This window comes from Paenibacillus sp. P46E (assembly GCF_001909095.1).
GTDB lineage: Bacteria > Bacillota > Bacilli > Paenibacillales > Paenibacillaceae > Paenibacillus_AQ > Paenibacillus_AQ helianthi.
In genome coordinates this window covers 247,180-273,267 of sequence record NZ_LVYZ01000033.1, presented here as the reverse complement: position 1 = coordinate 273,267, position 26,088 = coordinate 247,180, and the positions used below count along the sequence as shown (strand labels likewise).

At 51.5% G+C, this 26,088-nt stretch carries 21 protein-coding genes; 12 read left to right on the top strand and 9 right to left on the bottom strand.

Translation table 11 applies throughout. The features are described from left to right. Positions 1 to 54 precede the first annotated feature (54 nt). From A3849_RS10745 to A3849_RS10725, 5 genes are all read left to right on the top strand, one after another. A complete protein-coding gene (locus tag A3849_RS10745) occupies positions 55 to 1,446 on the top strand; it encodes an NAD(P)-dependent oxidoreductase (RefSeq protein WP_074111384.1) in 1,392 nt (463 codons plus the stop codon). 70 nt (positions 1,447 to 1,516) lie between these two features. After that, positions 1,517 to 2,806, top strand: coding sequence for an NAD-dependent dihydropyrimidine dehydrogenase subunit PreA (preA, locus tag A3849_RS10740; RefSeq protein ID WP_074111383.1), 1,290 nt, complete (start codon positions 1,517 to 1,519; stop codon positions 2,804 to 2,806). 2 nt (positions 2,807 to 2,808) lie between these two features. Beyond that, on the top strand, positions 2,809 to 4,236 hold the full coding sequence (gene hydA, locus A3849_RS10735; protein ID WP_074111382.1) for a dihydropyrimidinase: 1,428 nt from the start codon (positions 2,809 to 2,811) through the stop codon (positions 4,234 to 4,236). Continuing rightward, positions 4,237 to 4,476, top strand: coding sequence for a hypothetical protein (locus A3849_RS10730; protein WP_074111381.1), 240 nt, complete (start codon positions 4,237 to 4,239; stop codon positions 4,474 to 4,476). 180 nt (positions 4,477 to 4,656) lie between these two features. Next, a complete protein-coding gene (locus A3849_RS10725) occupies positions 4,657 to 5,301 on the top strand; it encodes a TVP38/TMEM64 family protein (RefSeq protein WP_074111380.1) in 645 nt (214 codons plus the stop codon). Here A3849_RS10725 and A3849_RS10720 read toward each other — a convergent pair. The 7 genes from A3849_RS10720 to A3849_RS10690 all read right to left on the bottom strand — a co-directional run bounded on the left by A3849_RS10720 (position 5,287) and on the right by A3849_RS10690 (position 14,549). Further along, entirely contained in the window at positions 5,287 to 6,798 is a 1,512-nt protein-coding gene (locus A3849_RS10720) for an aminotransferase class V-fold PLP-dependent enzyme (RefSeq protein WP_074111379.1), read from the bottom strand. The genes A3849_RS10725 and A3849_RS10720 overlap by 15 nt on opposite strands. Positions 6,799 to 6,937: 139 nt before the next feature. Further along, the gene (locus tag A3849_RS10715; RefSeq protein WP_074111378.1) at positions 6,938 to 7,414 is read right to left on the bottom strand and encodes a DsrE/DsrF/DrsH-like family protein; all 477 of its coding nucleotides are present in this window, start codon (positions 7,412 to 7,414) and stop codon (positions 6,938 to 6,940) included. 133 nt (positions 7,415 to 7,547) lie between these two features. Next, the gene (locus A3849_RS10710) at positions 7,548 to 8,429 is read right to left on the bottom strand and encodes a helix-turn-helix transcriptional regulator (RefSeq protein WP_074111377.1); all 882 of its coding nucleotides are present in this window, start codon (positions 8,427 to 8,429) and stop codon (positions 7,548 to 7,550) included. 205 nt (positions 8,430 to 8,634) lie between these two features. After that, positions 8,635 to 8,958, bottom strand: coding sequence for a hypothetical protein (locus tag A3849_RS10705; protein ID WP_074111376.1), 324 nt, complete (start codon positions 8,956 to 8,958; stop codon positions 8,635 to 8,637). A 90-nt stretch (positions 8,959 to 9,048) separates the two neighbouring features. Continuing rightward, positions 9,049 to 11,193, bottom strand: a complete 2,145-nt coding sequence (locus A3849_RS10700; RefSeq protein WP_074111375.1) for a putative bifunctional diguanylate cyclase/phosphodiesterase — start codon at positions 11,191 to 11,193, stop codon at positions 9,049 to 9,051. A 255-nt stretch (positions 11,194 to 11,448) separates the two neighbouring features. Beyond that, positions 11,449 to 12,072: an acetate uptake transporter gene (locus tag A3849_RS10695; protein ID WP_074111374.1), complete on the bottom strand. Its 624-nt coding sequence runs from the start codon at positions 12,070 to 12,072 to the stop codon at positions 11,449 to 11,451. 80 nt (positions 12,073 to 12,152) lie between these two features. Next, on the bottom strand, positions 12,153 to 14,549 hold the full coding sequence (locus A3849_RS10690; RefSeq protein WP_074111373.1) for a bifunctional diguanylate cyclase/phosphodiesterase: 2,397 nt from the start codon (positions 14,547 to 14,549) through the stop codon (positions 12,153 to 12,155). A gap of 211 nt (positions 14,550 to 14,760) precedes the next feature. Here A3849_RS10690 and A3849_RS10685 point away from each other — a divergent pair, with 211 nt between their 5' ends. The 5 genes from A3849_RS10685 to A3849_RS10665 all read left to right on the top strand — a co-directional run bounded on the left by A3849_RS10685 (position 14,761) and on the right by A3849_RS10665 (position 21,670). Continuing rightward, positions 14,761 to 15,714, top strand: coding sequence for a 1,4-dihydroxy-2-naphthoate polyprenyltransferase (locus A3849_RS10685; RefSeq protein ID WP_074111372.1), 954 nt, complete (start codon positions 14,761 to 14,763; stop codon positions 15,712 to 15,714). A 93-nt stretch (positions 15,715 to 15,807) separates the two neighbouring features. Then, a complete protein-coding gene (locus A3849_RS10680; protein WP_074111371.1) occupies positions 15,808 to 16,800 on the top strand; it encodes a Gfo/Idh/MocA family protein in 993 nt (330 codons plus the stop codon). Positions 16,801 to 16,980: 180 nt separating this feature from the next. Continuing rightward, positions 16,981 to 17,781, top strand: a complete 801-nt coding sequence (locus A3849_RS10675; RefSeq protein ID WP_074111370.1) for an ABC transporter ATP-binding protein — start codon at positions 16,981 to 16,983, stop codon at positions 17,779 to 17,781. Further along, positions 17,774 to 19,429, top strand: coding sequence for a hypothetical protein (locus A3849_RS10670; protein WP_074111369.1), 1,656 nt, complete (start codon positions 17,774 to 17,776; stop codon positions 19,427 to 19,429). The genes A3849_RS10675 and A3849_RS10670 overlap by 8 nt, the downstream gene beginning before the upstream one ends. 231 nt (positions 19,430 to 19,660) lie before the next feature. After that, positions 19,661 to 21,670 carry a putative bifunctional diguanylate cyclase/phosphodiesterase gene (locus tag A3849_RS10665; protein WP_074111368.1) on the top strand — a complete coding sequence of 670 codons (2,010 nt, stop codon included), beginning with the start codon at positions 19,661 to 19,663 and terminating at the stop codon, positions 21,668 to 21,670. A gap of 87 nt (positions 21,671 to 21,757) precedes the next feature. Here A3849_RS10665 and A3849_RS10660 read toward each other — a convergent pair whose 3' ends face one another. Then, positions 21,758 to 23,452: a methyl-accepting chemotaxis protein gene (locus A3849_RS10660; protein ID WP_074111367.1), complete on the bottom strand. Its 1,695-nt coding sequence runs from the start codon at positions 23,450 to 23,452 to the stop codon at positions 21,758 to 21,760. A gap of 210 nt (positions 23,453 to 23,662) precedes the next feature. Here A3849_RS10660 and A3849_RS10655 point away from each other — a divergent pair, with 210 nt between their 5' ends. Beyond that, positions 23,663 to 24,094: a MarR family winged helix-turn-helix transcriptional regulator gene (locus tag A3849_RS10655; protein ID WP_074111366.1), complete on the top strand. Its 432-nt coding sequence runs from the start codon at positions 23,663 to 23,665 to the stop codon at positions 24,092 to 24,094. Positions 24,095 to 24,315: 221 nt separating this feature from the next. On the opposite strand, the gene A3849_RS10650 is transcribed toward A3849_RS10655, so the two are convergent. Then, a complete protein-coding gene (locus A3849_RS10650) occupies positions 24,316 to 25,290 on the bottom strand; it encodes an NAD(P)H-dependent flavin oxidoreductase (RefSeq protein WP_074111365.1) in 975 nt (324 codons plus the stop codon). 173 nt (positions 25,291 to 25,463) lie between these two features. Between A3849_RS10650 and A3849_RS10645 the strand changes: the two genes are divergently transcribed. After that, positions 25,464 to 25,934: a TetR/AcrR family transcriptional regulator gene (locus tag A3849_RS10645; RefSeq protein ID WP_074111364.1), complete on the top strand. Its 471-nt coding sequence runs from the start codon at positions 25,464 to 25,466 to the stop codon at positions 25,932 to 25,934. Positions 25,935 to 26,088: the final 154 nt, after the last annotated feature.

The window sequence follows — 26,088 nt, the reverse complement described above, 5'->3', positions numbered from 1 at the left end:
TAACACAAACATGCAGTTCAAGCGGAAACCACACATACAGAAGGAGGGATACGGATGGAGCATTCTTCTCCGTTAAACACATTTACGCCAGATATGTTCATGCGGGGTTTCGCCGAGGCCGAACGAGGCCTTACCCGCAAAGGTGCAATCGAAGAATCCAATCGTTGTCTGTATTGTTACGATGCCCCCTGCATCAAGGCCTGCCCGACCAGCATTAATATTCCTTCTTTCATTAAACGTATTGCCACGGACAATCTGAAGGGCTCGGCACAAACCATCATGGATGCTAATCCGGTGGGCGCAAGCTGCGCACGTGTCTGCCCGACGGAGGAGCTGTGCGAAGGGGCATGTGTGTTGAATGATGCTTCTGCGCCGATTCAAATCGGGCTGCTGCAGCGCTATGCCACCGATTGGGCGATCAACAGCGGGGTGGAATTATTTAAGGCAGGCGTTCCGAACGGTAAAAGAGTCGCGGTGATTGGCGGCGGTCCGGCCGGACTCTCTGCGGCCAGAGAACTGGCGCGTGAAGGTTATGGTGTGGTGATCTATGAAGCGAAGGAGCTTGCGGGCGGACTGGATACACACGGAATCGTCTCGTTCCGGCTGCCGCAGTCCATATCCCTGTGGGAAGTAGAACAGGTCGGGAAGCTGGGCGTAGAGATTCGTACAGGGGTGAAAGTGGGCGTTGATGTCTCCGTGGAAGAACTGAAGGCCGGGTATGATGCCATCGTACTGGCTGCAGGAATGGGCTATGTTCCGCCGCTGGGTATTGACGGAGAGAAGCTCTCCGGGGTCTATGATGCTATTGAACTCGTGGAAACCACAAAGACAGGCATTCCGGCGCTGGAGCTGATGGGCCAGCGGGTCGCCGTTATTGGCGCAGGCAACACGGCGATTGATGCGGCTACCTGCTCAGTGCGGCTGGGAGCGGCGAATGTGAAGATGGTCTACCGCCGGACGCTCGCGGAGATGACGGCTTATGATTTTGAATATGAATTCGCGAAGCAGGAAGGCGTAGAATTCAGCTGGCTGACCCTGCCCAAACGAATCATCGGGGATGAACTGGGCAATGTAACCGCTCTGGAGTGTGTACAGATGAAGCTGACCGGAGAGACCGGCAAGGACGGGCGTCTGACACCGGTGCCTGTGGAAGGCTCGGAATTCCTCATACCGGTGGATGCGGTGGTGGTGGCCATCGGGCAGAAACGGCGGGTTGACCTCATTGAAGCACTGGGCCTGGAGCACGAATGGGGCGTCGTTAAGATCGATGAGCGGACCGGCCTGACCTCCGACCCTCAGATCTATGCCGCCGGGGATATCGTCTTCGGCTCGGGCAAAGGTGAAGCGATGGTGGTCTCGGCTGCCCAGCAGGGCAAGGATGCGGCTTATGCCATTATGAAGCAAATGTCGGGCCTTCAGGATAGCGTATTGGGCTCTGCTGTATAAATTGGGATTACTGTGCGAAGTACAAGACCGGTTGCTCTTGCCGGACATACATGACAGGGAGGGAACATTAATGGCAGATTTGAGTATTGATCTTGCAGGAATCAAGTCACCCAATCCGTTCTGGCTGGCCTCTGCCCCGCCTACCAATACAGGCTATCAGGTACAGCGCGCCTTTGAGGCAGGCTGGGGAGGTGCGGTGTGGAAGACGCTCGGAGAGCCGGTGATTAACACCTCATCGCGTTTTGCAGCGGTACATTTTAACGGACAGCGTGTAGCGGGCTTTAATAACATTGAGCTGATCACAGACCGTCCGCTTGAGGTGAACCTGAAGGAAATCTATGAAACGAAGAAAAGATTTCCGAATCATGCGATTATCGCCTCCCTGATGGTGGAACCCAAGCAGGAGAAGTGGCATGAAATCGTCAAGCGGGTCGAAGCCGTCGGTGTAGACGGGCTGGAGCTTAACTTCGGCTGTCCGCACGGCATGGCTGAGCGCGGGATGGGCGCTGCCTCCGGCCAGCAGCCGGATCTGGTGCAGGCCCAGACGACCTGGGTCAAGGAAGTGGCGACCACTCCCGTCATTGTGAAGCTGACACCGAATATTACCGACATTACGGTGGTGGCCCGCCACGCTGTCAAGGGCGGCGCGGATGCGATCAGTCTGATTAATACGATCAACAGCCTGGCTGGCGTGGATATCCACAGCTGGAATACGATTCCCAATGTGGGCGGCCAAGGCGCGCACGGCGGCTATTGCGGTCCGGCGGTGAAGCCGATTGCTCTCAGCATGGTCGCTGAATGTGCCCGCGACCGCGGGGTAGGTGTGCCGATCTCCGGGATCGGCGGCATCTCCACCTGGCAGGATGTGGTGGAGTTCATGCTAATGGGTTCAACGGGCATCCAGGTCTGCACGGCGGTGATGCATCACGGGTTCCGGATTGTCGAGGAGATGATCGACGGCCTGAACAACTATCTGGATGACAAAGGCCTCGCTTCAGTCACAGAGCTAATCGGCAAGTCGGTGCCCAAATACTCCAACTGGGGCGATCTGGATCTGAATTACAAAGTGGTGGCCCGGATTAATGAAGAGAACTGCATCAACTGTAATAAATGCCACATTGCCTGCGAGGACGCTTCGCATCAATGTATCGATATGCTGACCAATGCCGAGGGCAAGGCGATTCTGCAAGTACGTGAGGAAGACTGTGTAGGCTGCAATCTGTGTTCGATTGTCTGTCCGGCAGACGGTGCAATTGATATGGTCGCTCTGGACAGCGGGGCAGCGCCATTGACCTGGAATCAGCGGAATAAAGTGATCAGCGGTTTGAACGGCTCATACTCGGAAGCGGAGGTGGTATAAGGATGAAGAAGATCATCAAAAATGGGATTATAGTTACCGCAGCGGACACCTATAAAGGAGATATCCTGGTGGAAGACGGGATAATCACCGGAATTGGCCTGAATCTGGAAGCGCCGGGTGCGGAGATCATCGACGCTTCCGGCAAATATGTCTTTCCAGGGGGCATCGATCCCCATACCCATCTGGATATGCCCTTTGGAGGTACGGTAACCGCTGACGACTTCGAGACTGGAACCATTGCCGCCGCTTACGGGGGGACGACAACGGTCATCGACTTCTGCCTGACTACCAAAGGCCAGCCGCTGCAGCAGGCTGTGGATACCTGGCACCGGAAATCGCAGGATAAGGCTGTCATTGACTATAGCTTTCATCTGATGGTCTCAGAGCTGAACGATACAGTGCTCGGCGAACTGCCGCAGATTATTGAGAAGGAAGGCATCACCTCGCTGAAGGTGTTCATGGCTTACAAGAACACGTTCCAGGCCGACGACGGCGTGCTGTACAAGACGCTGCAGGCCGCCAAGCGGGAGGGTGCACTAGTCATGGTCCATGCCGAGAATGGCGATGTGATTGAATATCTGGTAGAGCAGGCCTTGGCTGCCGGCAACACCGATCCGATCTACCACGCCTTGACCCGGCCTCCGGAGCTGGAGGGCGAAGCTACCGGGCGGGCTGCTTATCTGACAGAGCTGACCGATTCGCAGCTCTATGTGGTGCATGTAACCTGTGCGGAAGCCGCCTGGAAGATCGCTGAAGCGCGCCGGAAAGGGCTGCGGGTCTACGGCGAGACCTGTCCGCAGTATCTGGTACTTGATCAGACGGCGCTTGAGAAGCAGGACTTCGAGGGGGCCAAATATGTCTGGTCTCCGCCGCTGCGAGAAGCGTGGAACCAGGATGTGCTGTGGGATGCACTCTGGAGCGGTACGCTGCAGACGATCGGCTCCGACCAGTGCTCCTTTAACTTCAAGGGGCAAAAGGATCTGGGTCTGGGTGACTTCTCGAAAATTCCGAACGGTGGACCAACTATTGAAGACCGGTTCAGCGTGCTCTTTTCCGAAGGTGTGCAGAAAGGCCGTATTTCGCTTCATCAATTTGTTGATATCATTTCAACGTCCAGCGCCAAGCTGTTTGGGCTGTTCCCTCAGAAGGGCACCATTGCTGTAGGCAGCGATGCGGATATCGTTATTTTCGACCCTGCTGTGACAAGGACCCTTTCTGCCAGTACCCATCATATGAACGTGGATTACAATGCCTTTGAAGGTATGGAGGTCCAGGGTGAGCCCGTCTCCGTGCTGAGCAGGGGGGAATTCGTCATCCGTGACAAGCAGTATGTAGGCAAGGCGGGCTGCGGCAAATATCTGCACCGCAAACGCTTTGAAGCCGAAGCGCCGCGTCCCGCTCAAGCAGAAATCAGCGGAGGAGTGGTCTAAATGTCTGCATATGCCGAGTTCGACAAGGAGCGGCTGGAGGTTGACACGTTGCTGCGGCAGGGTTACTCCATTACCAGTATCCAGGAGGATCTGGACGGAGCAAGAGTGAAGTTCATCAGCAGCGATCGGGGTAAAAGCTCCCAAGAGCTGCTGCTGCTTACAGCTGATGCGCGCAAGCATGTGACGACACTGCTTTTTGCCGGAATCAGACCAGTTACCGCCATGGAAACACATATCTGAGCTGTCATAAGCATTACAAGGCTGCGATCTTAGGATCGTGGCCTTTTTGGTTATCCCTGCCGGGCTTCTCTCCGCTTGTCCATCCGATGTGCGTCAAGACACCGCATCCAATGAAAAGTATTGTATAATTGAGGCTCAATGTTAAGCCATTTCTACTATGGATGAGGAGAGCGGAATCCTATGTTTTATTTAGATATCATGTCATGGCTTACGGAGGAGCGCCTCCGGCAGCTATTGGAGCAATACCGGTCGCTGGGGCCATTGCCCGGAGTCGGGCTCACCTTTATGAAATCCTTTGTGCCGCCGTTGCCGACGATTGCGATCGTGGGACTTAATGGGGCGGTGTACGGGCTGTGGCTGGGCTTTTTGTATTCCTGGCTCGGGCTGGTTGCGGGCTGTGTAACTACGTTCCTGATTATCCGTAAAATCGCCTCGCACCCTTACTTGCGCAAGTGGGCGCTGCGGCCCAAGGTTGCAAAGAGCATGACCTGGGTCCGCAACAGCGGCTTCAGCTATGTGTTTCTGCTCAGCATATTCCCGGTCGGACCGTTTGTCGTAATCAACATGGCTGCGGGGCTGGCCCAGATGCGGCTGCGCTCGTACCTCATTGCGCTGTGCGCAGGCAAAGCCATCATGGTATTTGCAGTGTCCTATATCGGAAATGATATGGAACGGTTCATCCGCCATCCCTGGGAAATCCTCTATGTGCTGCTCTTTATCGGAGTCTCACTCTGGGGGGTTAAGGCCATTGAGGCCCGGTTCGCCCGAGCCGCGCGGGTAAGGGGGGAGGATTTTCCTGCCGGTGAATCGCTACAACGCGAATAGTTCGCGGACAGCCCTACCGGTTACGCCTTCTTCGGCAAAGTGAACCCAGCTGTTAGTCGTGCGGTTATAGCGGTAATCCTGCCGCCATACGCTAATGTGGCGGGCAATGCTTCCGACGGCGCATATCATCCGCTCCACCTCGCCGTCAGTCATTATAGGGTGCAGGGAGAGACGGACCCAACCCGGCTTAAGCGACTGGTCGCCAGCATGAATGGCCTGGATAAATTCACGTGAACGTTCCCGGTCAAGACCCAGCAGATGATGGCCATAAGGTCCTGCACATGAGCAGCCTCCGCGTGCCTGGATACCAAACCGGTCATTAAGCAGTTTGACCACGAGATTATAATGAATCCCCTGTACATTGAAAGAGACGATCCCATGGCGCCGCGTGTGTTCCCCAGCAAGAATTGTGCAGCCCGGGATAGAGTCAAGTCCGGCGAGCAGCCGGCTGCACAGCTGATGCTCTCTCTCCATCATGAATCCGCCATCGCCATTCATGGCATCCTTCAGCTTCAGGCACAGCGCTGTACGGAAGGCTTGCAGGAAACCTGGAGTCCCGCTGTCTTCACTGACTTCAACTGTACGGATATAGCGGCGTCCTCCCCAGGCATCGACCCATACCACCGTCCCCCCGCCCGGCTCATCCGGCTGACGGCCCCGCTTTAAATCTGCATCGAAGACCAGTACTCCGCCTGTGCCGGGGCCGCCCAGGAATTTATGTGGTGAGAAGAAGATGGCATCCAGCCTCTCCAGCGGATCATCTGGATGCATATTGATGGGGATATATGGAGCGCTGGCGGCAAAATCAACAAAACAAACTCCGCCGTGGCGGTGCATCACCGCGGCGAGCCTATGGTAAGGAGTCTGAATACCGGTTACGTTGGAGCAGGCGGTGAAGGAGCCGATCTTGAAGCGGCGGCTCCGGTAGAGTATCAGCAGGTGCTCCAGCTGCCGCAGATCCATCGTTCCATCTGAACCGGCAGGGACGGTGACAACCTCACCGATGCCTTCCTGCCATGGCAGCAAATTGGAGTGATGCTCCATATGACTGACAAAGATGACCGGCCGGTCTTCGGGGGGGCAGAGATACTCCTCCTGCATCCACTCCGGGAGTTTCAGGCCCAGCAGGCGCATCAGTTTATTCACTGCACCTGTAGTACCGTTGCCGCAGAAAAGCAGAGCATCCCCGGGTCCGGCGTTCACATGGTCCCTGATAATTCTCCGCGCTTCATTATAGGCCCCAGTCATCGTCAGCCCCGTGGTATTGGATTCTGTGTGCGGGTTGCTTACATAGGGGCCGAAGCTCTCCTGGATTTTACGTTCTATGGGTTCATACAGCCTTCCGCTGGCTGTCCAGTCGGCATAGAGCAGCGGCTGCCGGCCATAGGGCGTTGAAATCACATGCCGGCTCCCAATCGTATGCTCGCGAAAAGCTGCGAAGTGCTCCTGCAAGGAAGCGGGCTCTCCTGCCTTAGAAGTGCGGTGGATACTCAGCACGGACAATCCCTCCAGCCAATAATTTCTTGAAACGGGTACCGCCCTTCAATGTCCGGCGAAGCCGTTTCTTCGTATGGCCCCAGTATATGCCCGCTTGCAGAAATAGGTTAAAGCCCAGAGCCAGCCGGATAGGATCTGGCTAGATGAACAGCTGCATATCGCTTTCAATCGCATCCTTCAGATAGGTGGCCGCATCAATGATCTCGACCTCGGGCAGGAGCTCCTCCGGCTTGAAGCCCATAATTTCAACACTCAGCTTGCAGGCGTAGAACTTGATGTTTTTTTTGCGGGCTCCCTTCAAAAAGTGGATCAGCTTCGGCGCCCCCTGATCCTCGATCATTTCCTCCAGCATCATCTTCCCGAGGCCGCTGAAATTCATCCGCGAGAGCGGAAGCTGCTCCGGCCCCTTAGGGGTAATCACATCCATAAGCTTTTCGTAAATCGTTTTATCCTCCAGTGTCATTTTGTCCGGATCGCGGACGAGGAACAATCCCCAGAACGTGAAGAACATCGTGACCTCGACGTCAATATCCCGGGCGGTATTGGCTAGAATCAGCGCCGCCATGGCCTTGTCATACTCCCCGCTGAACATCAGCAGGTTCATTCGTTTACCCATTCCTCTTATCCCTCCATGGATAGCCAAGATGTCTTTAGTATGGTTATGGAGGGAGGAAGTATGCTTCCTGAAAACTGAATTTCACAATAAAATAGGGGATTTAATGGTATGAAATTATGTAGAGAGAGGGAGTTCAGAAAAAGAGACGGCTGTAATTCAACCCGCCGCTTCCGGACCGGAAAGAGCCTGGAGTCTGGCCGGTCAGCTTTTGAAAGACCCTGATAAAGTAGCTGCCGCTGGAATATCCGACCTGGGATGCAATAGTCTCAATGCTCCAATCAGTGGTTCCCAGGAGTTCTATAGCGCGTTCAATCCGGGTCCGGTTCAAGTATTCATTGGGGGTCAGGCCGACATATTTGCTGAATGTACGCAGCAGGTGGAATTTGGATAGGCCCATTTGCCCCGCAAGCTGCTCCTGGCCGGTCATGGAGCTGTAATGGGTGTCGATGAATTGGACGGAATCCCGAATAGCTGCAGGCCATTCCAATGCGTCCCGTGCTCCGCCCAGAGAGAGTCTGCCAAGCTCCATCATGAATTGATGCAGCAGGGAGGAGGCCATATAGGGATCTGAAATTCTTCCCGAATGGGCTTCACGGGCAATGTCGCGCAGGATACGGATCGGCCTGCTGCCGGGGACAATGGCAGGAGCGGCTCCGAGCTTGGACTTAATGTCTTCCCAGAGAGGCAGGAGGGACTTCGGCCGGAAGAGCAGGAAATAGAATTCCCATGGCCCTGAATCACCGGGATGATAATAACGGTGGCTGCCGGGGATTTCAGTCAGGAACGCCCGTCCCGGCCCGATGCGGTGAGTCTCCAGATCCGTCTCGAACATTCCGTGTCCTTCTACGGTATATTGGAACAGCAGCAGTGGTCCATCCGTACGGCTCATGCCGTTCCAGTGATAGGAAGAGTCCGTCACGATCTCATGTCCGACTGCGAAAAGATGGCAGAGTGACAGACGGTCAGACTCGCCGAAGCGGAAGCCGAAGACTCCGTGGCTGTTTTTGTGTGTCACAGAATCCCTCCCTGTAGAACAGAATGTTTATTTTAGCTTATTGTACATAGAATCTACAGTACAGAACAACAAATTTTAAATATTTGTTAAGCGTGAAAGATGACGATAATGTATTGCGCGAAGCATATGAATTCTTATCTGTATACCAAAACAGCCCCCTGCCGGGAGCTGTTTATAAGATGATAGGGGGATTCTGCAGCTGCTGCTATTCCTTGCCTGTATCCTGTTCGGCAGATTCAACAACCTCTGGACGGCGCAAGTCATAATGGCGGGCGGCCAGCCAAATACTGCCGGTGAACAGCACGATGAGGCCAAGAATGATCCCAAAACGCCAGTCTCCTGCCTTGAAGTTGAGCTGGAGAACCGTCAGCACCAGCGCGACCTGTGTCCAGACCAAAGTTCTTTTGCGGAAAGCGGAAATATCTCCAGCCATATTCGGCATACCGCGGATGACGCGAAATGCGATCAGGGCAAGAATTAGAGCGAAGGCAATGGTTGCAAGCCATTCCGGTGTTGTTAGCGTATTCATATTTCTCAAAATCCTTTCGGTTTAACATCAGGCTGCTGCCGCCCCTTGAAGGACGGCGCAGCCGGTTCTTCTTATTATACTGGCTATAGCTTATGAATCAACCTTATGAATATCTTCGGGAGGCAGCGGCGGGAAGAAAAAGAAGCCCTGGATATGCGGGCAATTATGCTTAATCAGGAATTCAAGCTGTTCCTGCGTCTCCACGCCTTCGGCGATCAGATCATAACCGAGCTGAGAGGCGACGAATACAATAGACTTGATAATCGTTTCATCAATCGAACTGACGCCGATGCCAGTAATGAAGGTGCGGTCGATCTTGATTTTGTTCACGGGAAAATGCTTCAGGTAGTTCAGTGATGAATACTTGGTTCCGAAATCGTCGATCGAGACGATGATGCCATGATCGCGCATCTGCTGCAGCAGCGGATAATGCTCTTCGAGGAGGGCAGTGCTCTCCGTAATCTCGAACTCCAGCACACTTGTCTCCAGTCCATAATGGTCGAGAACAGCAAGTAAATTCTCGATCAGGTTGCGGTTATAGAACCAGCTGTTGGAGATATTGATCGAGGTCCGAAGCAGCGGCAAGCCCATCGCTCTCCATTCACAGAGCTGGCGGCAGACCTCGCGGATGACCCAGTCCGTAAGCTGAATCATCAGTCCGGCTTCTTCCACGGCAGCAATGAAGGTCCCCGGTCCGATCAGGCCCTTCTCGGGATGGTTCCAGCGGATTAGCGCCTCCATGCCGATCATTTTACCGGTAACGGCGTTGATCTGCGGCTGATAATGAAGCACGAATTCTTCACGCTCCAGAGCAGAGTGCAGATATTTGGCGATCATCTTCTTCTGCTCCAGCTTCTCGCGCAGTTCCCAATCAAAGATAAAGAAATTAGTGTCTTCCAGTGTTTTAGCCTGATACATCGACATGTCAGCGAACTTCAGCAGATCATCCTTGTTCAGTGAATGCTCCGGATATATAGAGACACCTATACTGGTCGATAAGCTCAAATGCGCGCCGGAAATAAGCAGCGTCTCCGAGATCAGCCCGCTGATCTGGCCGGCTATGAGGCGAATATCCTCCCGGGGAAGGTCGGAGAAGATCATGACGAACTCGTCTCCGCCGGTGCGAGCGAACAGTTTGAAGGGCAGCGGGCCATCTTTCAGCCGGGTGGCAAGGGTCTTGATCACCTGGTCCCCGATGGAGTGTCCCAGCGTATCATTGATTTCCTTGAACCGGTTGAGATCGAAAAAGAACAGCGTGTAGGTCTGGGTCAGCTCTGCAGATTGCAGTAAGCGTTCGAATTCGTCCATGAAATAACGCCGGTTGGGTATTTCAGTCAGACTGTCGTAATGGGCAAGCTTCTCATACAGACGTTTGGATACGCGCAGATCGCGTGTACGGATGCTGACCACCCGTTCCAGTTCACGATTGAAGCGGCTCTGATGCCAGAAGATATACAGAATAAATGCGATGACCAGCAAGAAGGCGATATCGATCCAGAGCACGCTGCGCAGCACCTCCCATTTCTTCTGTGAGGGTACTGGGATGCTCATGAGCCAGTGCTGATTATAGACGGTAACAGGAACTGTAAGCTGCGTTTCTTCCGCAGGGGAAGGGCTGCCGAACAGAAAGGTGTGGTCGTCTGCAGTGACGGAAATTTGAGTGTTCTTCAGCGGGAGCTGGTCCACGATATTGTCAATCTTCAAAGTGACGGAGACAATGCCGGCAAATGCGCTGTTTTTATAGATGGCTTGCCTGATCACCATACCGTAGTCACCCTGAGCCAGTATCCGTGGTCCGTCTATGGTAATGCCGCGGGAGCGGATCGTTTCCTGTATCATCCCGGGTGAGGAGAGTGCCGAATCCAGCAGTAAGCTCTTGCCCAGAATTGCTGTATTGCCGGGGAGAGGGTATAAATAACGGATGAGGCCGTCCGGAGCGATCATGATATTCATAACGTTGTTAGAATTGATGCGGTATGCGGTGACTAAATATTGGTTAATCAGGTCTGGATCAGCGTCAAAGCCGACCGTTTGGATAAAGGAACTGACGCCTTTGACAATCGAAACTTGTTCTTCAATATTCGATGTTAGCATGACTGCTTGTGAGGACAAATCGGCTTTTTCAGCCCGGTATTCCCGTTCTACTGATAGAGAGTAATAGTAGAACAGAGACAGCTGGAGCACGACTAAGAAGCCGATGATGATGGTTAAGGGCTTTTTATTAATGAAAGCCATGGATTGCCTCCGATATCGAAAAAATTCAACATTAAATTTGTCACAAGTAGAAACAGCTACGCTGTCAGTTTGAAAGAGGTTTCGCCCGGGTTCCTGCACCAGAGGAAAATGTCGATATATGTCGCAGGTGTTTCTATAGCATGTCATTTTTATCGTCATTGTGCAAGGGAAAAGCTTACATGTTCCTACAAAATCAAAACGGATAAACACGTTCTGCCATAGAGCAGATTGTATTTATCCGTTGCGTTGGAAAAACTATTTTTTAAAGATCCCAAGCGGAGCTCCAACCGGCAGGAAGGTACGGCCAAAATGAGCGTTAAGCACAGATGCGCCACAGCCGTAAAGGGATACAATACCAATAGCCATTTCGGAGCAGGCAGCCAGCTTGTGGAAGAATTCAGCGGCGACCCCGAAGGAATCCATGGTCAGGCCGAGGAACAGGAAGTCAATTAACACAAAGATGATGAGCAGCACCCGGTTCGCTTCTACCGCACCAAGCGTCATGAATAATGTGAAGACGAGATATCCGAGAAAAACAAATCCGAGCTGTTTGGGATCTACACCCTCTGCCAGAACTGTTCCAAATACTCCGAGCTTGATCAGCCAGCTTGCAGCCATGCCGAACCAGAAGAATGCATAAGCTCCAAAAGCAGTCATGCCGAAAGTGTTGTTGTGCTTGGCATCCTGAATGGATGCGAACAGCTGGGCGAAGGCTCCGAGGAAGATTGCCCATGGGATGCAGTAGCTGAGACCTGTTGTAATTTCGAGCTTTTGTGAAGAAGCGACCAGGGTAACGATAGCCAATCCGAACAGGCCGATGGCGCTAGGGTCGGCGGTGATGATTTTGACGGATTGAGTGTTTGGCGATTGCGCTGACATAACAATAAATGCCTCCAATTTTCAAAAGTGTTCGCATAGGATAACAGCACCCGGAGCGGGTGCTGTTATCAGCTTGCCTATCATATCATATCGCCTGAACCTTGCCTATAAAGGAACCGTTCATTTCCTGAATTTTTCTGTGACAATAAGGGAGGGATTTCACGGGCTGTTACCGGCTTGCTGATATAGAAGCCCTGCAACTCGTCACTGTCCAGGCTTCGGAGCATATCGAACTGCTCCGGCAGCTCAATGCCTTCGGACACTACGCACAGTCCCAGATTATGGCTTAGCTCGATAATGGCTTTGACCAGCACGTCGCCTTGGGGTGCCGGGGTCATTTCGGAGATAAAGGAACGGTCGATTTTGATTACATCGACAGGGAACCGCCGCAGATAGCTCAAGGAAGAGAATCCGGTGCCGAAATCATCAAGTGATATGCGGAAGCCGTGCGCCCTAAGCTGCTGCAGCGACTGGAGGATGCTGTCACCGGAGACCAGTACGCTCTCTGTAATTTCGAGTTCCAGGCAGGAGGCGGGCAGCCCGAATTCATTCAGCAAACCCTGCAGCAGATCCAGCAGCCCGGATTGCATGAGCTGGACTCCTGAAATATTGACCGCAGCTGTTAGGAATAGGCCTTGCTCCTGGAACTTCTGTAAATCAGTGCAAACCTGGCGAAGCACCCAGCCCCCGATTCCGACAATGGAGCCGCTCGTTTCCGCAAGCGGGATGAACTCAGCAGGAGAAATGGACCCATGGGAAGGAGTAGTCCAGCGCAGAAGGGCTTCCACTTTGTGCACCTGCAGGTCCATACTTCTGAGAATCGGCTGGTAATGCACCTCAAACTCATCATTAGCCGCTGCAGACAGGAGCAGCTGGGACAACACCTTTTTGCGCCGGATACTTTTTTCCAGGTCCTCGGAGTATTGAAAAATGTTGTTCCTCCCCGTCTCTTTGACATGGAACATCGCCAGATCGGCCTGCTTCACCAGATAGTCCGCGTCCTCCCCGTTTTGGGAATAGATGCTGATGCCGATGCTTGCAGTATTATAGAGGAGGTGCCCCTGGATATGATGCGGCATGGAGAGAGCCTCCTGAATACTCGTTAGCTGAGCGGCAATCGCAGCGGAATCGGGGATGTCTGAGAGGAGTATGGTGAATTCATCGCCGCCAAGGCGTGACACCACATCATGCTGGCCGACAGCCTGTGTAATCCGGAAGGCCGTTTCTTTGAGCATAGCATCACCAAAATCATGGCCAAGCGTATCATTGACGGTCTTGAAATGGTCCAGATCAATAAAGACGAGTGCAATCTGCCGGCTGCTGTCCTTCGCGGCGGCAATCGCAGCGTTGAGCTTTGCAAAAAAGAGCGAGCGATTAGGTAGCCGGGTGAGCGGATCAAGTGTGGATTGCTGCCTGAGCTCATCCTGGGCCTGTTCCAGAGAATCAATCATCCGGTTGAACTCATGCTCCACGTCACTGAATTCATCTTTTCCGGTGCTCGGGATCCGGATGGATAGATCCTTACTGCTTCCAATAGCGCGGATATTAGAAATCAGGGAAGACAATCTTTCCAGAATGGAGCGGTTCACGAAGGCCAGACTCAGTAGGCAGTTCAGAGCAGTTATAATAAAGAAGGATATCCGGAAGCTGTATATGGATTCCTGTCCGCTCTCATAGATCTGGCGGGGCTGCTTCAGTGTGATGACCATGCCCGGATTGCCGAACAGATCATCTACGATGGTATGAGCCGACATCATACTGTTGGAGACCGGACTCATCCAGAGTTGATTTCCCTTGCTTTGCGCCAGCATCTCTGAGCTCACTTTTGAAATTTGAATACTGGAGGAGCCTTCCCCCCAGATATGGGTGGTTTCCTCCTGGTGAAGCATTCTTCCGGCAATGGCGGTACCGATTACCGGTTTATCTCTGAGGCTGTTGACTATAGGTGTGAGTGTAATTAGCATTGGGCCCTCATCCAGCATCACGATCCCGGACTTACTGTCGTTTGCACCGGAAAAGGCAGGTATCCGGCTGTTCATCAACCGGAATAGCGTTTGAAGCTCCGGTGTTAACGGCGAAATCCTCTTGAGGCTTGAATCATATATACCTCCATATAGGGGCTGTCCCGACTTGTCCAGCAGGGCAATCATATCGAAGTGATTCACTTCATAGGTTGTCCTATTGAAGGTGCTGCGGATAAAAGCATCGTCTGCCGCAATGGAACCTTCGGTTTTCCTGCCCGGCTCTACAAACCGGTATGTCTCATCCTGGAGTGAATAATTGAGCAGTCCGATCTTCATATCCCGCAGATCCTCCTGGTAGGAAGAGAGTGCATCCGCCAGGCTTTCCTTCAGAGCGGCTTCATCCAGCTTCTCGAAGCGGTTGAGCATGATGAGGTGCAGAAGCAGGTAGGTAACCCCTAAGGAAAGCAAGGCAACAACAAAAGTAAAAATGATCATTTTTTTGCGTAGCTTCATGATGCTCCCCTTTAATGAATTTCAAATGAATAGGAAATAAGTACCATGTTTATTAGTGTACCACGATTAGGGAATATTTTGCAGCGCTTTTCTCCCTAATGTGTCGAATTTTGATGTATAATAGTTCGATGATAATGATTATTAAATGATAATTGAAGGAGAAAAACCTTGTTCTACCCCGCATTTATTTGACAGATAAGGATGTATGGACGTGAATGTGAAAAGTTTTTTGCGATTTGTCGAGCTGCCGACGAAGGTGGCAAGCATGCTGCCTTTTTTGCTGGGGACCTTGTACGCCTTGTACCGGTTTGAGGATTTCTATGTACTGCGTTTTGTGCTGATGTTCGTGTCCCTGCTTAGCTTTGACATGGCAACAACGGCAATTAACAACTACTATGATTTTAAAAAAGCGTCCAAAACTCATGGTTACGGCTATGAAACGCATAATGCTATCGTCCGCCACAAGCTGAAAGAGACTACGGTCGTTGTTACCATTGTTATCCTGCTGGTGCTTGCGGTAGGTGGTGGAATTGCGCTGGTAGCCGAGACAGGGCTGCTCGTGTTTTTGCTGGGAGGCTTGTCCTTCCTGATAGGAATTCTGTACTCATTCGGTCCGATACCGATCTCACGGATGCCGCTGGGCGAATTGTTCTCCGGGCTGTTTATGGGTTTTGTGATCATCTTCATCTCGGCCTATATACACTCCGATCAAAGTGTGGTGACGCTTCTGTTCTCCGAGGGCTGGATCAGTCTGCACGTTAACATCCTGGAAGTGCTGTACCTCTTCTGGTTCTCCGTACCGGCGATTCTCGGAATTGCCGGAATTATGCTGGCCAACAATATCTGCGACATTGAGGATGATGTGGACAACCGGCGGTATACGCTGCCTGTGTATATCGGACGAAGCAACGCGCTTCTGTTGTTTAAGCTGCTGTACTATGTCTCCTTTGTAGACCTCGCCGTGCTGCTGCTGCTGGGAGTGAATCCGGTGTTGGCCGCGCTCCTGCTGCTGACCTTGATTCCGCTGCGCCGGAATATTGCGAAGTTTGCCCACAAGCAGGAGAAGGCTACCACCTTCATACTGTCCGTCAAAAATTTTGTTCTGATGAGCGTGGCCCGAATTGTGGTGCTGGGTGTGGCAATCCTGCTGAATGTCCTGCTGTAAGAAACGCTTCCATTAATAGAGATGTGCCGGAATCTGTGATATTGTTTCAATAGAGACAGCCAGAAAATCTATGACAAGGGAAGGTGTATACCGATGACACAAAAGCTGCGTTGGGGCATCATGGGCTGTGCGCAAATCGCGACAGGCTCGGTCATGCCGGCCATACAGGAATCGGAGACGGGCGTGATTCAGGCGGTAGCGAGCCGGGGGCTGGACAAAAGCAGTGCCGTCGCTAAGGAATTTGGCGTGCCGCAGGCTTACGGCAGCTATGAGGAGCTGTTGGCGGACCCGAATGTTGATGCGGTATATATTCCGCTCCCGAACCATCTGCACCGGGAATGGGCGATCCGCGCGGCGGAAGCCGGCAAGCATGTGCTGTGCGAGAAGCCGATTGCCCTGAATAGCCGGGAGGCGGCAGAGATGGTGGAAGCCTGCCGGAAGGCGGGGGTGCATTTGGCTGAAGCCTATATGTACCGGCATCATCCGCGGATTGCCGAGGTGCGGCAGATTATCGCCAGTGGTGAAATCGGTGAACTGCGGTCCATACGGGGAACTTTTACCTACAACGATGCCGAAGACACCTCCAATATCCGCTTCAAATCGGCATGGGGCGGAGGCTCCTTGTACGATGTCGGCTGCTATCCGCTCACTGCGGCGCGGCTGTTATTCGGCTCCGAGCCGGAGGCGGTTACAGTCCAGGCGATCTTTTCCCCTGAGCATGATCATGTAGATATGATGGCCTCCGGGCTGGTCGAATTCCCGGGCGGCGTCAGTCTGATCTTCGACTGCGGCATGTGGGCCTACAACCGCCAACTGCTGGAGGTGCTCGGGACAGAAGGGCGGATCGAGATTCCGATGCCTTTCAATGCCAGATTTGACGATGCTGAATTTTTTGTATACGCCGCAGGGGAAGTCAGACGTGCCCGGGCAACGGGGGCCAATCCGTACGTCCGGCAGGCCGATAATTTTGCTGCCGCTGTCTTTGGAGCAGAGCCGGCGGTTGCCGCTGATGACCCGGTACAGAACATGCTGCTGCTTGAAACCTGCCTTGCATCCGCACGGCAGCGGGAGAGAATCACTCTGTAGCCCGAGTGAGAATACAATATAGGGATTCTATATGGAGCGGCCTCTGGCCGTTCTTTTTCTTTTTTTCCAATGTTGCGATTCTTTATAGGTAGACGATCTGAAATTTGATAGAATAGGGTTTGTGTTGATAATTACATAAATATGGAATTGTATAACGTAATTTTGAAAGGGGCGCAGGTTATGGGACTTACCGAAGAACCGGTCATTTCGATATCAGGATTATGGATGAATTACAGTGACCGGATGGTGCTGCGGGGGATCGACCTCGAAGTCTACAGGGGACAGATTATCGGCTATATCGGACCGAATGGGGCAGGCAAGAGTACGACGGTAAAGATCATGCTGGGTCTGGTGGAAGGCTACACGGGCACGGTACGGATTTTTGGCAGGGATATTGCAGACGGAGATACCGCCTACAAGCGGAGAATCGGTTATGTGCCCGAGATTGCCGAGCTCTATGACAGCCTGACCGCCCGGGAGTATCTGACGTTCATTGGCGAGCTGTATGGCATGAAGCGGAACGAAGCCGATGCCAAGGCAGAACGGCTAATGGGCCTGCTCAATCTGGATAAGGCCTACGATATGCGGATTGCCTCCTATTCCAAAGGGATGAAGCAGAAGGTGCTGCTTATCTCCAGCATGCTGCATGATCCCGATATTCTGTTCCTCGATGAACCGCTTAGCGGCCTTGATGCGAACAGCGTCATGGTGGTGAAGGAAATCTTCGCTTCACTGGCGGCGCAGGGCAAAACGATCTTTTATTCCTCGCATATCATGGATGTCGTGGAGAAAATCAGCAGCCGGATTATCCTGATTAATGGCGGGGACATTGTGGCGGATGGAACCTTTGCACAGCTTCAGGAGCAGAGCAGGGAAGGGTCGCTTGAGGATATCTTTAATCAGTTGACCGGATTCGATAAGTACCGGGATATCGCCGGCGAGTTTGTAGCCGTTCTTGGTGAAGGTGCTCCGCATGAATGATTTCTGGGTATTGAAGCTGCTCGACCGGCTGCAGGGTGTATTCAAGAGGGCAGGTGTGGACTATGAAATGCTGCGCAGCATTCTGCAGGTGAAGCTGACCATGGACGGAAGGCGGACACCTACAGTGCTTGGAACACAGAAGAGTGGCCAGGGAACCGAGGGTTCACCGCTCCGGGTACAGTGGATCTATCTATTGTTTGGACTTATGCTGATCCTCTTCGTTGTACCCGATAGCAACTACATGATGACCATGAGTGTGCTGTTTGCAGCTGTTATGTTTATGATCACCACCACCCTGATCTCTGATTTCTCTTCAGTCATGCTGGATTTACGGGACAAGAACATTCTGTTCTCCAAGCCGGTGGACCGCAGGACGCTGAACATGGCTAAGAGCCTCCACGTTCTGATTTATCTGATTACGCTGACGCTGACCCTGACGGCACCCTCGCTGTTAGTGGCCTTGTTTAAACAAGGAGTGCTGTTTTTTCTGATCTATGCAGTGGAAATTCTGCTGATGGATGGTTTTATTCTTGTGATTACCGCGCTGCTCTATTTGCTGATTATGAGGGTCTTTGACGGGGAAAAGCTCAAGGATATTATCAACTATATCCAAATTATTTTGTCCATCGGGATTGCGGTAGGGTATCAGCTGGTTCCGCGGCTGTTCAATATGACAGACCTGACAGGCTCCTTCCAGCCCGTCTGGTGGCAATACTTCATTGCACCTGCCTGGTTTGCTGCTCCGTTTGAGGTACTGGTGGGTGGAAGCAGGGGAACGGAGTTTACGGTGCTGGCGGTACTGGCTGTCACCATCCCGCTGCTGCTGCTGTTTACGTATATTAAGCTAATGCCGCTGTTCGAACGGAGTCTGCAGAAGCTGGCGGAGCAGGGGGCTGCCGGTAAAGACAGTGGCCGCTATCCCCGCCTGTTGTCAGAACTTTTATGCCGGGATAAGGCAGAAGCCATGTTCTTCCGGTTCACCTGGGCAATGATGAGAAATGAACGGGATTTCAAACTAAAGGTATATCCGACTGTCGGGTTATCGTTAGTGCTGCCTTTTATCTTCATATTCAACCAGGTGTGGAGCAGTGATCCGGCGGTGCATACAGAATCCAAAGCCCATTTGTTCATCTATCTCAGTGCGCTGCTGCTGCTGACAGTAGTGCAAATGCTCCGCTATTCTGCCAGCTACAAGGGCGCCTGGATTTACAGAACCATTCCGCTGCCCGAAACAGCTCCCGTGTACCGGGGAATGCTTAAGGCCGCACTTCTGCGGCTGATGCTTCCGTTGTTTGTTCTGGAGTCGGCCGTTTTCCTCTGGCTGTTCGGAGCCCGGATTCTCCCGGATCTGGCCGCTGTAATGCTGGCATTACCGTTATTTGCGTTAATCTGCTTCCGGGTGCTGCCGCCGGCGCTTCCGTTCTCGGAGAAATACGAGGCCGCGAAGCAGAAGGAGTTCTCAGTGAGCGGATTTGTACTGATTTTTATCCTAATGGGAATGGCGGGCCTTCATTATATGTTCACTCTTATCTCACCGGGCGTTTACATCTATTTGGTAATTTTGGCAGCTGTAAATGTATGGGCTTGGCGCGCAGCCTTTCCGCGTAAAGGTTCGCAGTCCGGTCAAATCCCAACCCTCGGCGCATGATGCGGACACGCAAATATGGACATTTTTTGCCGACACTAAAAAAAGGATGCAAAATCCAGTATTTACTTAGACAGTGTACTAAATACAGGGTAGAATACAGCTAAAGTTAACTTTCAGGGATGGCCTATAATCTTTCCGCACTCTTCCATTTATCTGATATTCGTATATTATTTATTAATTCATACATCTACTGCGGCGACGATGATAATTAAACGGGTGAAGAGGTCGACTATGGATCAAATGGGAATCCAATATAGTATATGGATTGTTTTACTATCTTTTGCGCTAGCTGCTTCTGCAGCCTATTCAGCGCTTAATTTGATTTCGCAGGCTTCCCGTTCGGCAGGGAACGTAAGACGCCTGTGGCTGCTCTCTGGAGCTTGTGTGCTTGGCAGCGGCATATGGGCTATACACTTTGTGGGGCTAATGGCCAGCCGTCTGCCCTTCGAGGTTAGATATCAAGGCGGGATGGCGGTTTTGTCGTTGTTAATCAGCATGCTTGCCAGTTATATGTCGCTATGGATTGCCACTATGCCCCGCCAGAGAACGGGGCGTTTGTTCCTCAGCGGTATGATTCTGGGCAGCGGGATTTCTGCTATGCATTATGTGGGCATGTCCTCCATGAAGATGTGGGCGAGAATCCATTATGAGATGCCCTTCCAAGGGCTAGCCGTTGTCGTTGCCTGTTTGGCCTCGTATACTGGAGTGCTCCTCTTTCGCAGGTTCAAGGATTATCCCGGTTTCAGCCGCTGGAAGCTGTACTCCTCACTGTTCATCGGAATTGCGGTTACGGGGATGCATTACATCAGCCTGAGGGCCAGTCATTTGGATGTTAACAGCTGGCTTGGTGCGAGGCCTGTTCTCGTCCAGACAAACGTCATTCTGCTGACGGGGGTTTCTCTTGTCACATTATTTATGCTAGCGGTATCCGGCGGCGCGGTTCTGCTCGACCGGCACGGACTGGAGCGTATGGCCTATCATGATCCGTTGACCGAGCTGCCGAACCGCCATGGGCTGGAACGGTACTTCAAGAATGAATTTTTTGGCGGGCCCTCAGGTGCTGTGTTTTTTGTTGATTTGGACCGTTTCAAGTCCATTAACGATACCTTGGGACACGACATCGGGGATATGCTGCTGCAGGAGGTTGCCGAAAGATTACGACGTGTGATCGGTACCAAGGGGAGGGTTTTCCGCCTGGGAGGAGACGAATTTCTGATTGCCCTTCCGGTCTGCACCATGGAAGATGCCCGGGAAGAGGCTCAGCATATCCTAGGAGAAGTCAAGAAGTCCTATAGTATTGAGGGGAATGAGCTGTACGTCACAGCGAGTGTAGGCATCAGCATGACTCCTGTCCATGGGATTGACCGTTCTGCCTTGATGAAGGCTGCGGACACGGCACTGTATACCTCTAAGGACTCCGGCAAGAATAAGTTCAGTGTCTTCGATCAGGAAATGAACCGTAACCAGCTACGCAGGATGTCGCTGGAGAAGGATCTGCGCAAGGCACTTGCCCGTTCGGAATTCATGGTAGTGTATCAGCCTAAATGGGATTCTCTTATGAATGTAACCGTCGGGCTGGAGGCGCTGCTGCGCTGGAGACATCCGGAACACGGTATTATTTCGCCTGCCGAATTCATTCCGATTGCGGAGGAAACCGGGCTTATCGTGCCGATTACTTACTGGATGCTGCATGATGTATGCAGCCAGAATATGCTCTGGCACAAAGCGGAGGTCGCGAATGTTGCCGTCTCCATCAACATGTCAGCCCGGATGTTTGAAGGCGGCTCCCTGTACGATGTAGTCGAAGAGGCGCTGGTCCGGTCCGGTCTGGAACCTCACTTTTTGGAACTGGAAATTACAGAGTCCATCGCTATGAACAATATGGAAGAGACGGTAGCGCAGCTCTCCAAGCTGCGGAACCTTGGAGTACGGGTATCGCTCGATGACTTTGGAACAGGCTTCTCCTCTCTGGGCAATCTAGATGAAATTCCGGTGAATACGCTGAAGATTGACCAGGTATTCATCCGCAAGAGCAAGATGCATTCCAAGAAGGCGATCATCAGCAATATCATTGCCATCGCCAGCAATCTCAACATGGAGGTTGTTGCCGAAGGCGTGGAGACACCTGAGCAGATTGAACTGCTGCAGTCCTTGGGCTGCCGGGTGATGCAGGGCTTTTATTACGGAAGGCCGATGCCAGTCAGCGAGCTGGGCCAATGGTTTATTGAGAATACGGCGTAATAAATACATAGGCATAAACCTGCCTCAGGCAGCAAAAAGCGCAGAACCCCAGCGGGGATTCTGCGCTTTTTGCTTGTACATAAGAGCCTAGATTTTGAACTTCTCTACCAGAACCTGAAGCTTCTCCGCCAGCGATGAGAGGAAAGCCGCGGAGGACTCTACTTCCTCCATCGCTGCAAGCTGCTCCTGGGAAGTGGCGGAGAGGGTCTCGGCACCTTCAGCCGTATGATTGGAGATCCTGACAATATTCTGAATCGCTTCTACCAGCCCGCCTGAGATGGATCCCAGCTCACGGACTGTCGCAGAAATCTGCTGGCTTTGAGAAGACATGTCAGAGACTGAGGTTTCGATCTCTGAGAAAGACTGGCCCGCAGACACGATCAGTTCCTTGCCTTGCTGCATCTCTTCCGTAGAGCGTCTCATCGTTTCACCGGCATTGTCCATCTGGCTGATAATCAGGCTGACCAGCTCCCCGATTTGTCCGGCAGACTTGGCAGAACGCTCAGCCAGCTTGCGGACGGAGCCGGCGACAATGGCGAAGCCCCGTCCCTCTTCTCCGGCCCGGGAGGCTTCTATAGCCGCATTCAATGCGAGCAGATTGGTTTCTTCGGCAATGCTGGCGATCGTGCCGACAATGTTCTCAATCTCTTTGGAGTGGCTGCCCAATGTAGTGATAATGTCTGAAAGATCCTGGATGCTTCCGCTCACAACGCCTATCTGTGTCGTTGTGGAGTCAATGGACTGCCGGCCCAGACGGGCCTTTTGGGCGTTGCTCGCAGCAGTATCCCTCGCACTGTCGGCATTGTCGGCGATCTCGGAGATGAAGCGGGACATATCCTGCACGGATTTGTAGCTGCCTTCCAGGTCCTTCAACTGGGTATTCGCGCCATCGGCAAGCTCAATAGTAACATTCACGCTGTGTTCCCCGGCCCGGTTCGTCTCCTGAGCGCTGGCAGACAGCTCCTGGGAGGAAGACGCTACAAGCATGGAGGTGTCATTCACCTGGGTGATTAGCTCACGCAGGCTCAACGTCATATCATTGAAGTTGCGGGCCAGTGTCCCGATTTCATCTTTGCTTTTGAAGAGCAGCGGTTCATGGGTAAGGTCGCCTCGGGCGATGGTATTCACAGAACCTGACAGCTTGGTAAGCGGGCTGACCATACGGCGGATCAACAGATAAGCGGCAAGTATGGCTACGATCAGAATTGATGCGCCGATAATGAAAGGCTGAACAATAATATCCTTGGTCCGTTCCTGAATTAAAGGTCCGTCGAAATTGATAGCCATCAGTGCAATAATGGGTTTGCTGGGATCATGATCCTGATAAATGGGGCCATATCCGGTTTTGAGCGAGGTGTCTTGGTATGTATAAACTTTGGAGTATGCGGAATGCTTCATGGTAGTTATCATAGCTTTATCTTCTTCTGCGAAGTAGAAGGTATCACCGGCTTTGTAGCCTCTTTTCTTCATGCTGGCATCGGCGGCGAGAATCTTACCGTCCAGAGAAAGGATGAATGCTTCTTTGAAAATTGGCTTATGAGCCACAATCCAGCCGATCCGGTCTTCAATAGCAGCCACCTTGCTGTTATCTCCACCAACAAGTGCCGCAATGTCTGCGGGATCAATCAGGCCAGTCGTGATGTTGGCGCAGCCCACCAGCTCGATTCCAGCAGCCTCATCCACTTGATGATAAGCGGCGCGGTAACCAAAGAATCCAATGGAGGACCCGACCAAAAGCAACACAATAAGCATCATCCAGGTTAATTTTGTTGCCAGCTTCATTTTTTCTACCACCAACCCTGTTTCTAATGTTTTCAGCAATACGTCTGTATCACTTCTACGATTATAGCTCATCAGCGGCTTGAGAGAATATAGTATTTTTGTGTCGGGAAATGCCGAATCATGTAAAAAAAATCATATATAAAAGCATTGAATCATGGACTGTGATAATGGTACGCTTGATCAAGGACAAACGGACTGGAGCTGAAAGGAATGTCGCAACCCATCGATCCGCTGGTAGAACGTTTGGCATTATCCATGTGGAAGGTACAGCGAAAAATCACATCACAGATGTCTCTGCACAAAGAAATGGGACTTACCGTGCCGCAATTTGGCCTGCTTCGTATGATCGCCCAGGAGCAGAATGCCAGGGTGATTCAGCTTGCGGACAAAATGGAGGTCAAGTCGAGTGCGGTAACAGTGATGCTGGATCGCCTGGAACTGTTGGGACTTAGTGTGCGCGAGCCGGATGAGCAAGACCGCAGAGCCGTCATTGTGACCCTTACCGCCAAGGGGGAAAAGCTGCTGGAGGAGGCAAGATACCGCTACTTGCTGCTGCTTAGCGAGCATTTAGCCATATTGAAGCCGGAGGAGCTGCACAATTTGGCTGACTATTATCTGATGCTGGACCGGCAGGAGCGTTAATTTCGGAAGGTAATTGCCATTCCGGATCAAAATAGTACAGGCCTATATAACAAAAGGGCTGTCCCATAAGCCATGAAATGGCTACTGGGACAGCTCTTGTTTTTGGAGCCGGATAGACGGTTGTGCTCGAGGAGGATCCTTCGCGAATGGACCGATTGTTAATCGGTGCCTGGTCCAAAGAAGGACACTGCTGCTTTTCCGTGGGTCGCTAAAACAATTATTTAAACTTCGAATACAACTAGCTTAGAGATGGTTGCATGATATCCGCTTAGCACATCATCTATAATAGCCTTAACGCTTTTAACCTCAGTGATCAAAGGGACAATTTGTCCAGCCATAACAGCACCCTTCTCTTCAACATCACCTTCCAGCATGGCCTTTTTCAAAGAACTTTCAGCAACCTCCTTCAGTTTTACAGCCGCCTCTGTTTTGCTGAACTGGTTCTCGATGTCGATCATTTCCTCAGAGAGTTTGTTCTTTAATTGTCTGCATGGCTCATCCGTTGAATATCCTGTGATCACAGTCTCCATATCACCAGCTTTGATCATGGCATTTTTGACATTCGGATGCACTACTGTTTCCTCAGCACACATAAAAACTGTTCCCATTTCAATACCATCTGCACCAAGGGCAATTGCTGCCGCCATTCCCCGTCCATCTGCAATACCGCCAGAGGCTACTAAAGGTATGGATAGACAGTTCGCTGCTTGCGGAACAAGGACAGTGGTTGCCTCATAGGATGTATGTCCTCCTCCTTCCCAGCCTTTTACAATTACTGCATCTGCCCCGGCCTGCTCTGCCGTAATGGCGTCTTGGATTGTGCTTGCTTTCACAATCACTTTCAGGCCTAAATCATGCCAGATTGAAAAGTACTTTTTGGACAATTCCAGATCAAGCCCCAATAGGGTATCTGCATAAATTACAGGCGGCTTCTCCTCCAGAACCACTTTTGTTACATGATCTAATAGCTCAGGAATCATAATAACGTTAACACCAAAAGGCTTACTCGTTAGTTTTCTCGTAGCTATAATCTGTTCCTTAATAAACTCCGCAGGGGCAAAACCTACTCCCAGTACACCAAGTCCCCCGTTATCAGAAACTGCTGCCACCAAGGGTGCTGTTGATATCCAAGCCATAGGTCCCTGGATTACTGGTTTTTCAATCCCCAATACTGCGCTCAATCGATTCTTGGACATACAAACTTCTCCTTCTATGCTTGTGCATGGTTATTTATATGAATATTATAATTAAGGAAAAATATAAAAAATATCAGTAAAGCCTGCCCCGATTGTTGCTTATGCAACACATCATATGGAATATGTTGTTCTCAATCTATGATTATTGTGAACGTATTGGAGTGTGAACCCTGTTGAAGGATATTACAGACTTGCGCGTGATCAAAACCATTGAAAATATAAAGCATGGGTTTGAAGCATGCATTCGCCAAAAAACCTTTTCGTCTATTTCTGTAAGAGATATTACGGCTGCTGCCAGAATTAACCGTTCTACATTCTACAAGTATTATGAGGATAAATACCAGCTGAGAGAATTACTCGTGAAATCAACACTTGGAGACCTTGCAAACAATGTTAATTTAGCCTCTTTTAATCTGGAGAATAAACAAACCAATGAATCACTGAATGCTTTAAAAACCAACTCGAATTTATGTATGATCATAAAGACTGGTATCTTATTTTGTGGAATAAAAATATGGAGTTATCTATCTATGAAGATATGGTGCGGCTATTTGAAAGAAGGACCCGGGAATGTCTTTGTGAAAACAGGAAGGGAACGGAAACAGGGAAGGAAAAGGAGCTTTCAGAAAAACAAGAGTTACTAGCTCGTCTGTTTGCATCGTCTGCAATGACTACGGTGAAGTGGTGGTACGAATATTCACCCCACATGATCCCGGCTGATGTGGCAAATATTATTATGGACAACATTAAATTTGGAATGCATCGAGCCTTTGAGATATAGATTGATCAATGGCTGAA

What these genes read in the sequence shown, in the direction of transcription:
- A3849_RS10690 (WP_074111373.1), bottom strand. Translation starts at nt 14,549, where the DNA reads ATGAAGCTACGCAAAAAAATGATCATTTTTACTTTTGTTGTTGCCTTG.
- preA (WP_074111383.1), top strand. Translation starts at nt 1,517, where the DNA reads ATGGCAGATTTGAGTATTGATCTTGCAGGAATCAAGTCACCCAATCCG.
- A3849_RS10650 (WP_074111365.1), bottom strand. Translation starts at nt 25,290, where the DNA reads ATGTCCAAGAATCGATTGAGCGCAGTATTGGGGATTGAAAAACCAGTA.
- A3849_RS10725 (WP_074111380.1), top strand. Translation starts at nt 4,657, where the DNA reads ATGTTTTATTTAGATATCATGTCATGGCTTACGGAGGAGCGCCTCCGG.
- A3849_RS10695 (WP_074111374.1), bottom strand. Translation starts at nt 12,072, where the DNA reads ATGTCAGCGCAATCGCCAAACACTCAATCCGTCAAAATCATCACCGCC.
- A3849_RS10665 (WP_074111368.1), top strand. Translation starts at nt 19,661, where the DNA reads ATGGATCAAATGGGAATCCAATATAGTATATGGATTGTTTTACTATCT.
- A3849_RS10675 (WP_074111370.1), top strand. Translation starts at nt 16,981, where the DNA reads ATGGGACTTACCGAAGAACCGGTCATTTCGATATCAGGATTATGGATG.
- A3849_RS10655 (WP_074111366.1), top strand. Translation starts at nt 23,663, where the DNA reads ATGTCGCAACCCATCGATCCGCTGGTAGAACGTTTGGCATTATCCATG.
- A3849_RS10660 (WP_074111367.1), bottom strand. Translation starts at nt 23,452, where the DNA reads ATGAAGCTGGCAACAAAATTAACCTGGATGATGCTTATTGTGTTGCTT.
- A3849_RS10705 (WP_074111376.1), bottom strand. Translation starts at nt 8,958, where the DNA reads ATGAATACGCTAACAACACCGGAATGGCTTGCAACCATTGCCTTCGCT.
- A3849_RS10730 (WP_074111381.1), top strand. Translation starts at nt 4,237, where the DNA reads ATGTCTGCATATGCCGAGTTCGACAAGGAGCGGCTGGAGGTTGACACG.
- A3849_RS10670 (WP_074111369.1), top strand. Translation starts at nt 17,774, where the DNA reads ATGAATGATTTCTGGGTATTGAAGCTGCTCGACCGGCTGCAGGGTGTA.
- A3849_RS10745 (WP_074111384.1), top strand. Translation starts at nt 55, where the DNA reads ATGGAGCATTCTTCTCCGTTAAACACATTTACGCCAGATATGTTCATG.
- A3849_RS10680 (WP_074111371.1), top strand. Translation starts at nt 15,808, where the DNA reads ATGACACAAAAGCTGCGTTGGGGCATCATGGGCTGTGCGCAAATCGCG.
- hydA (WP_074111382.1), top strand. Translation starts at nt 2,809, where the DNA reads ATGAAGAAGATCATCAAAAATGGGATTATAGTTACCGCAGCGGACACC.
- A3849_RS10715 (WP_074111378.1), bottom strand. Translation starts at nt 7,414, where the DNA reads ATGGGTAAACGAATGAACCTGCTGATGTTCAGCGGGGAGTATGACAAG.
- A3849_RS10700 (WP_074111375.1), bottom strand. Translation starts at nt 11,193, where the DNA reads ATGGCTTTCATTAATAAAAAGCCCTTAACCATCATCATCGGCTTCTTA.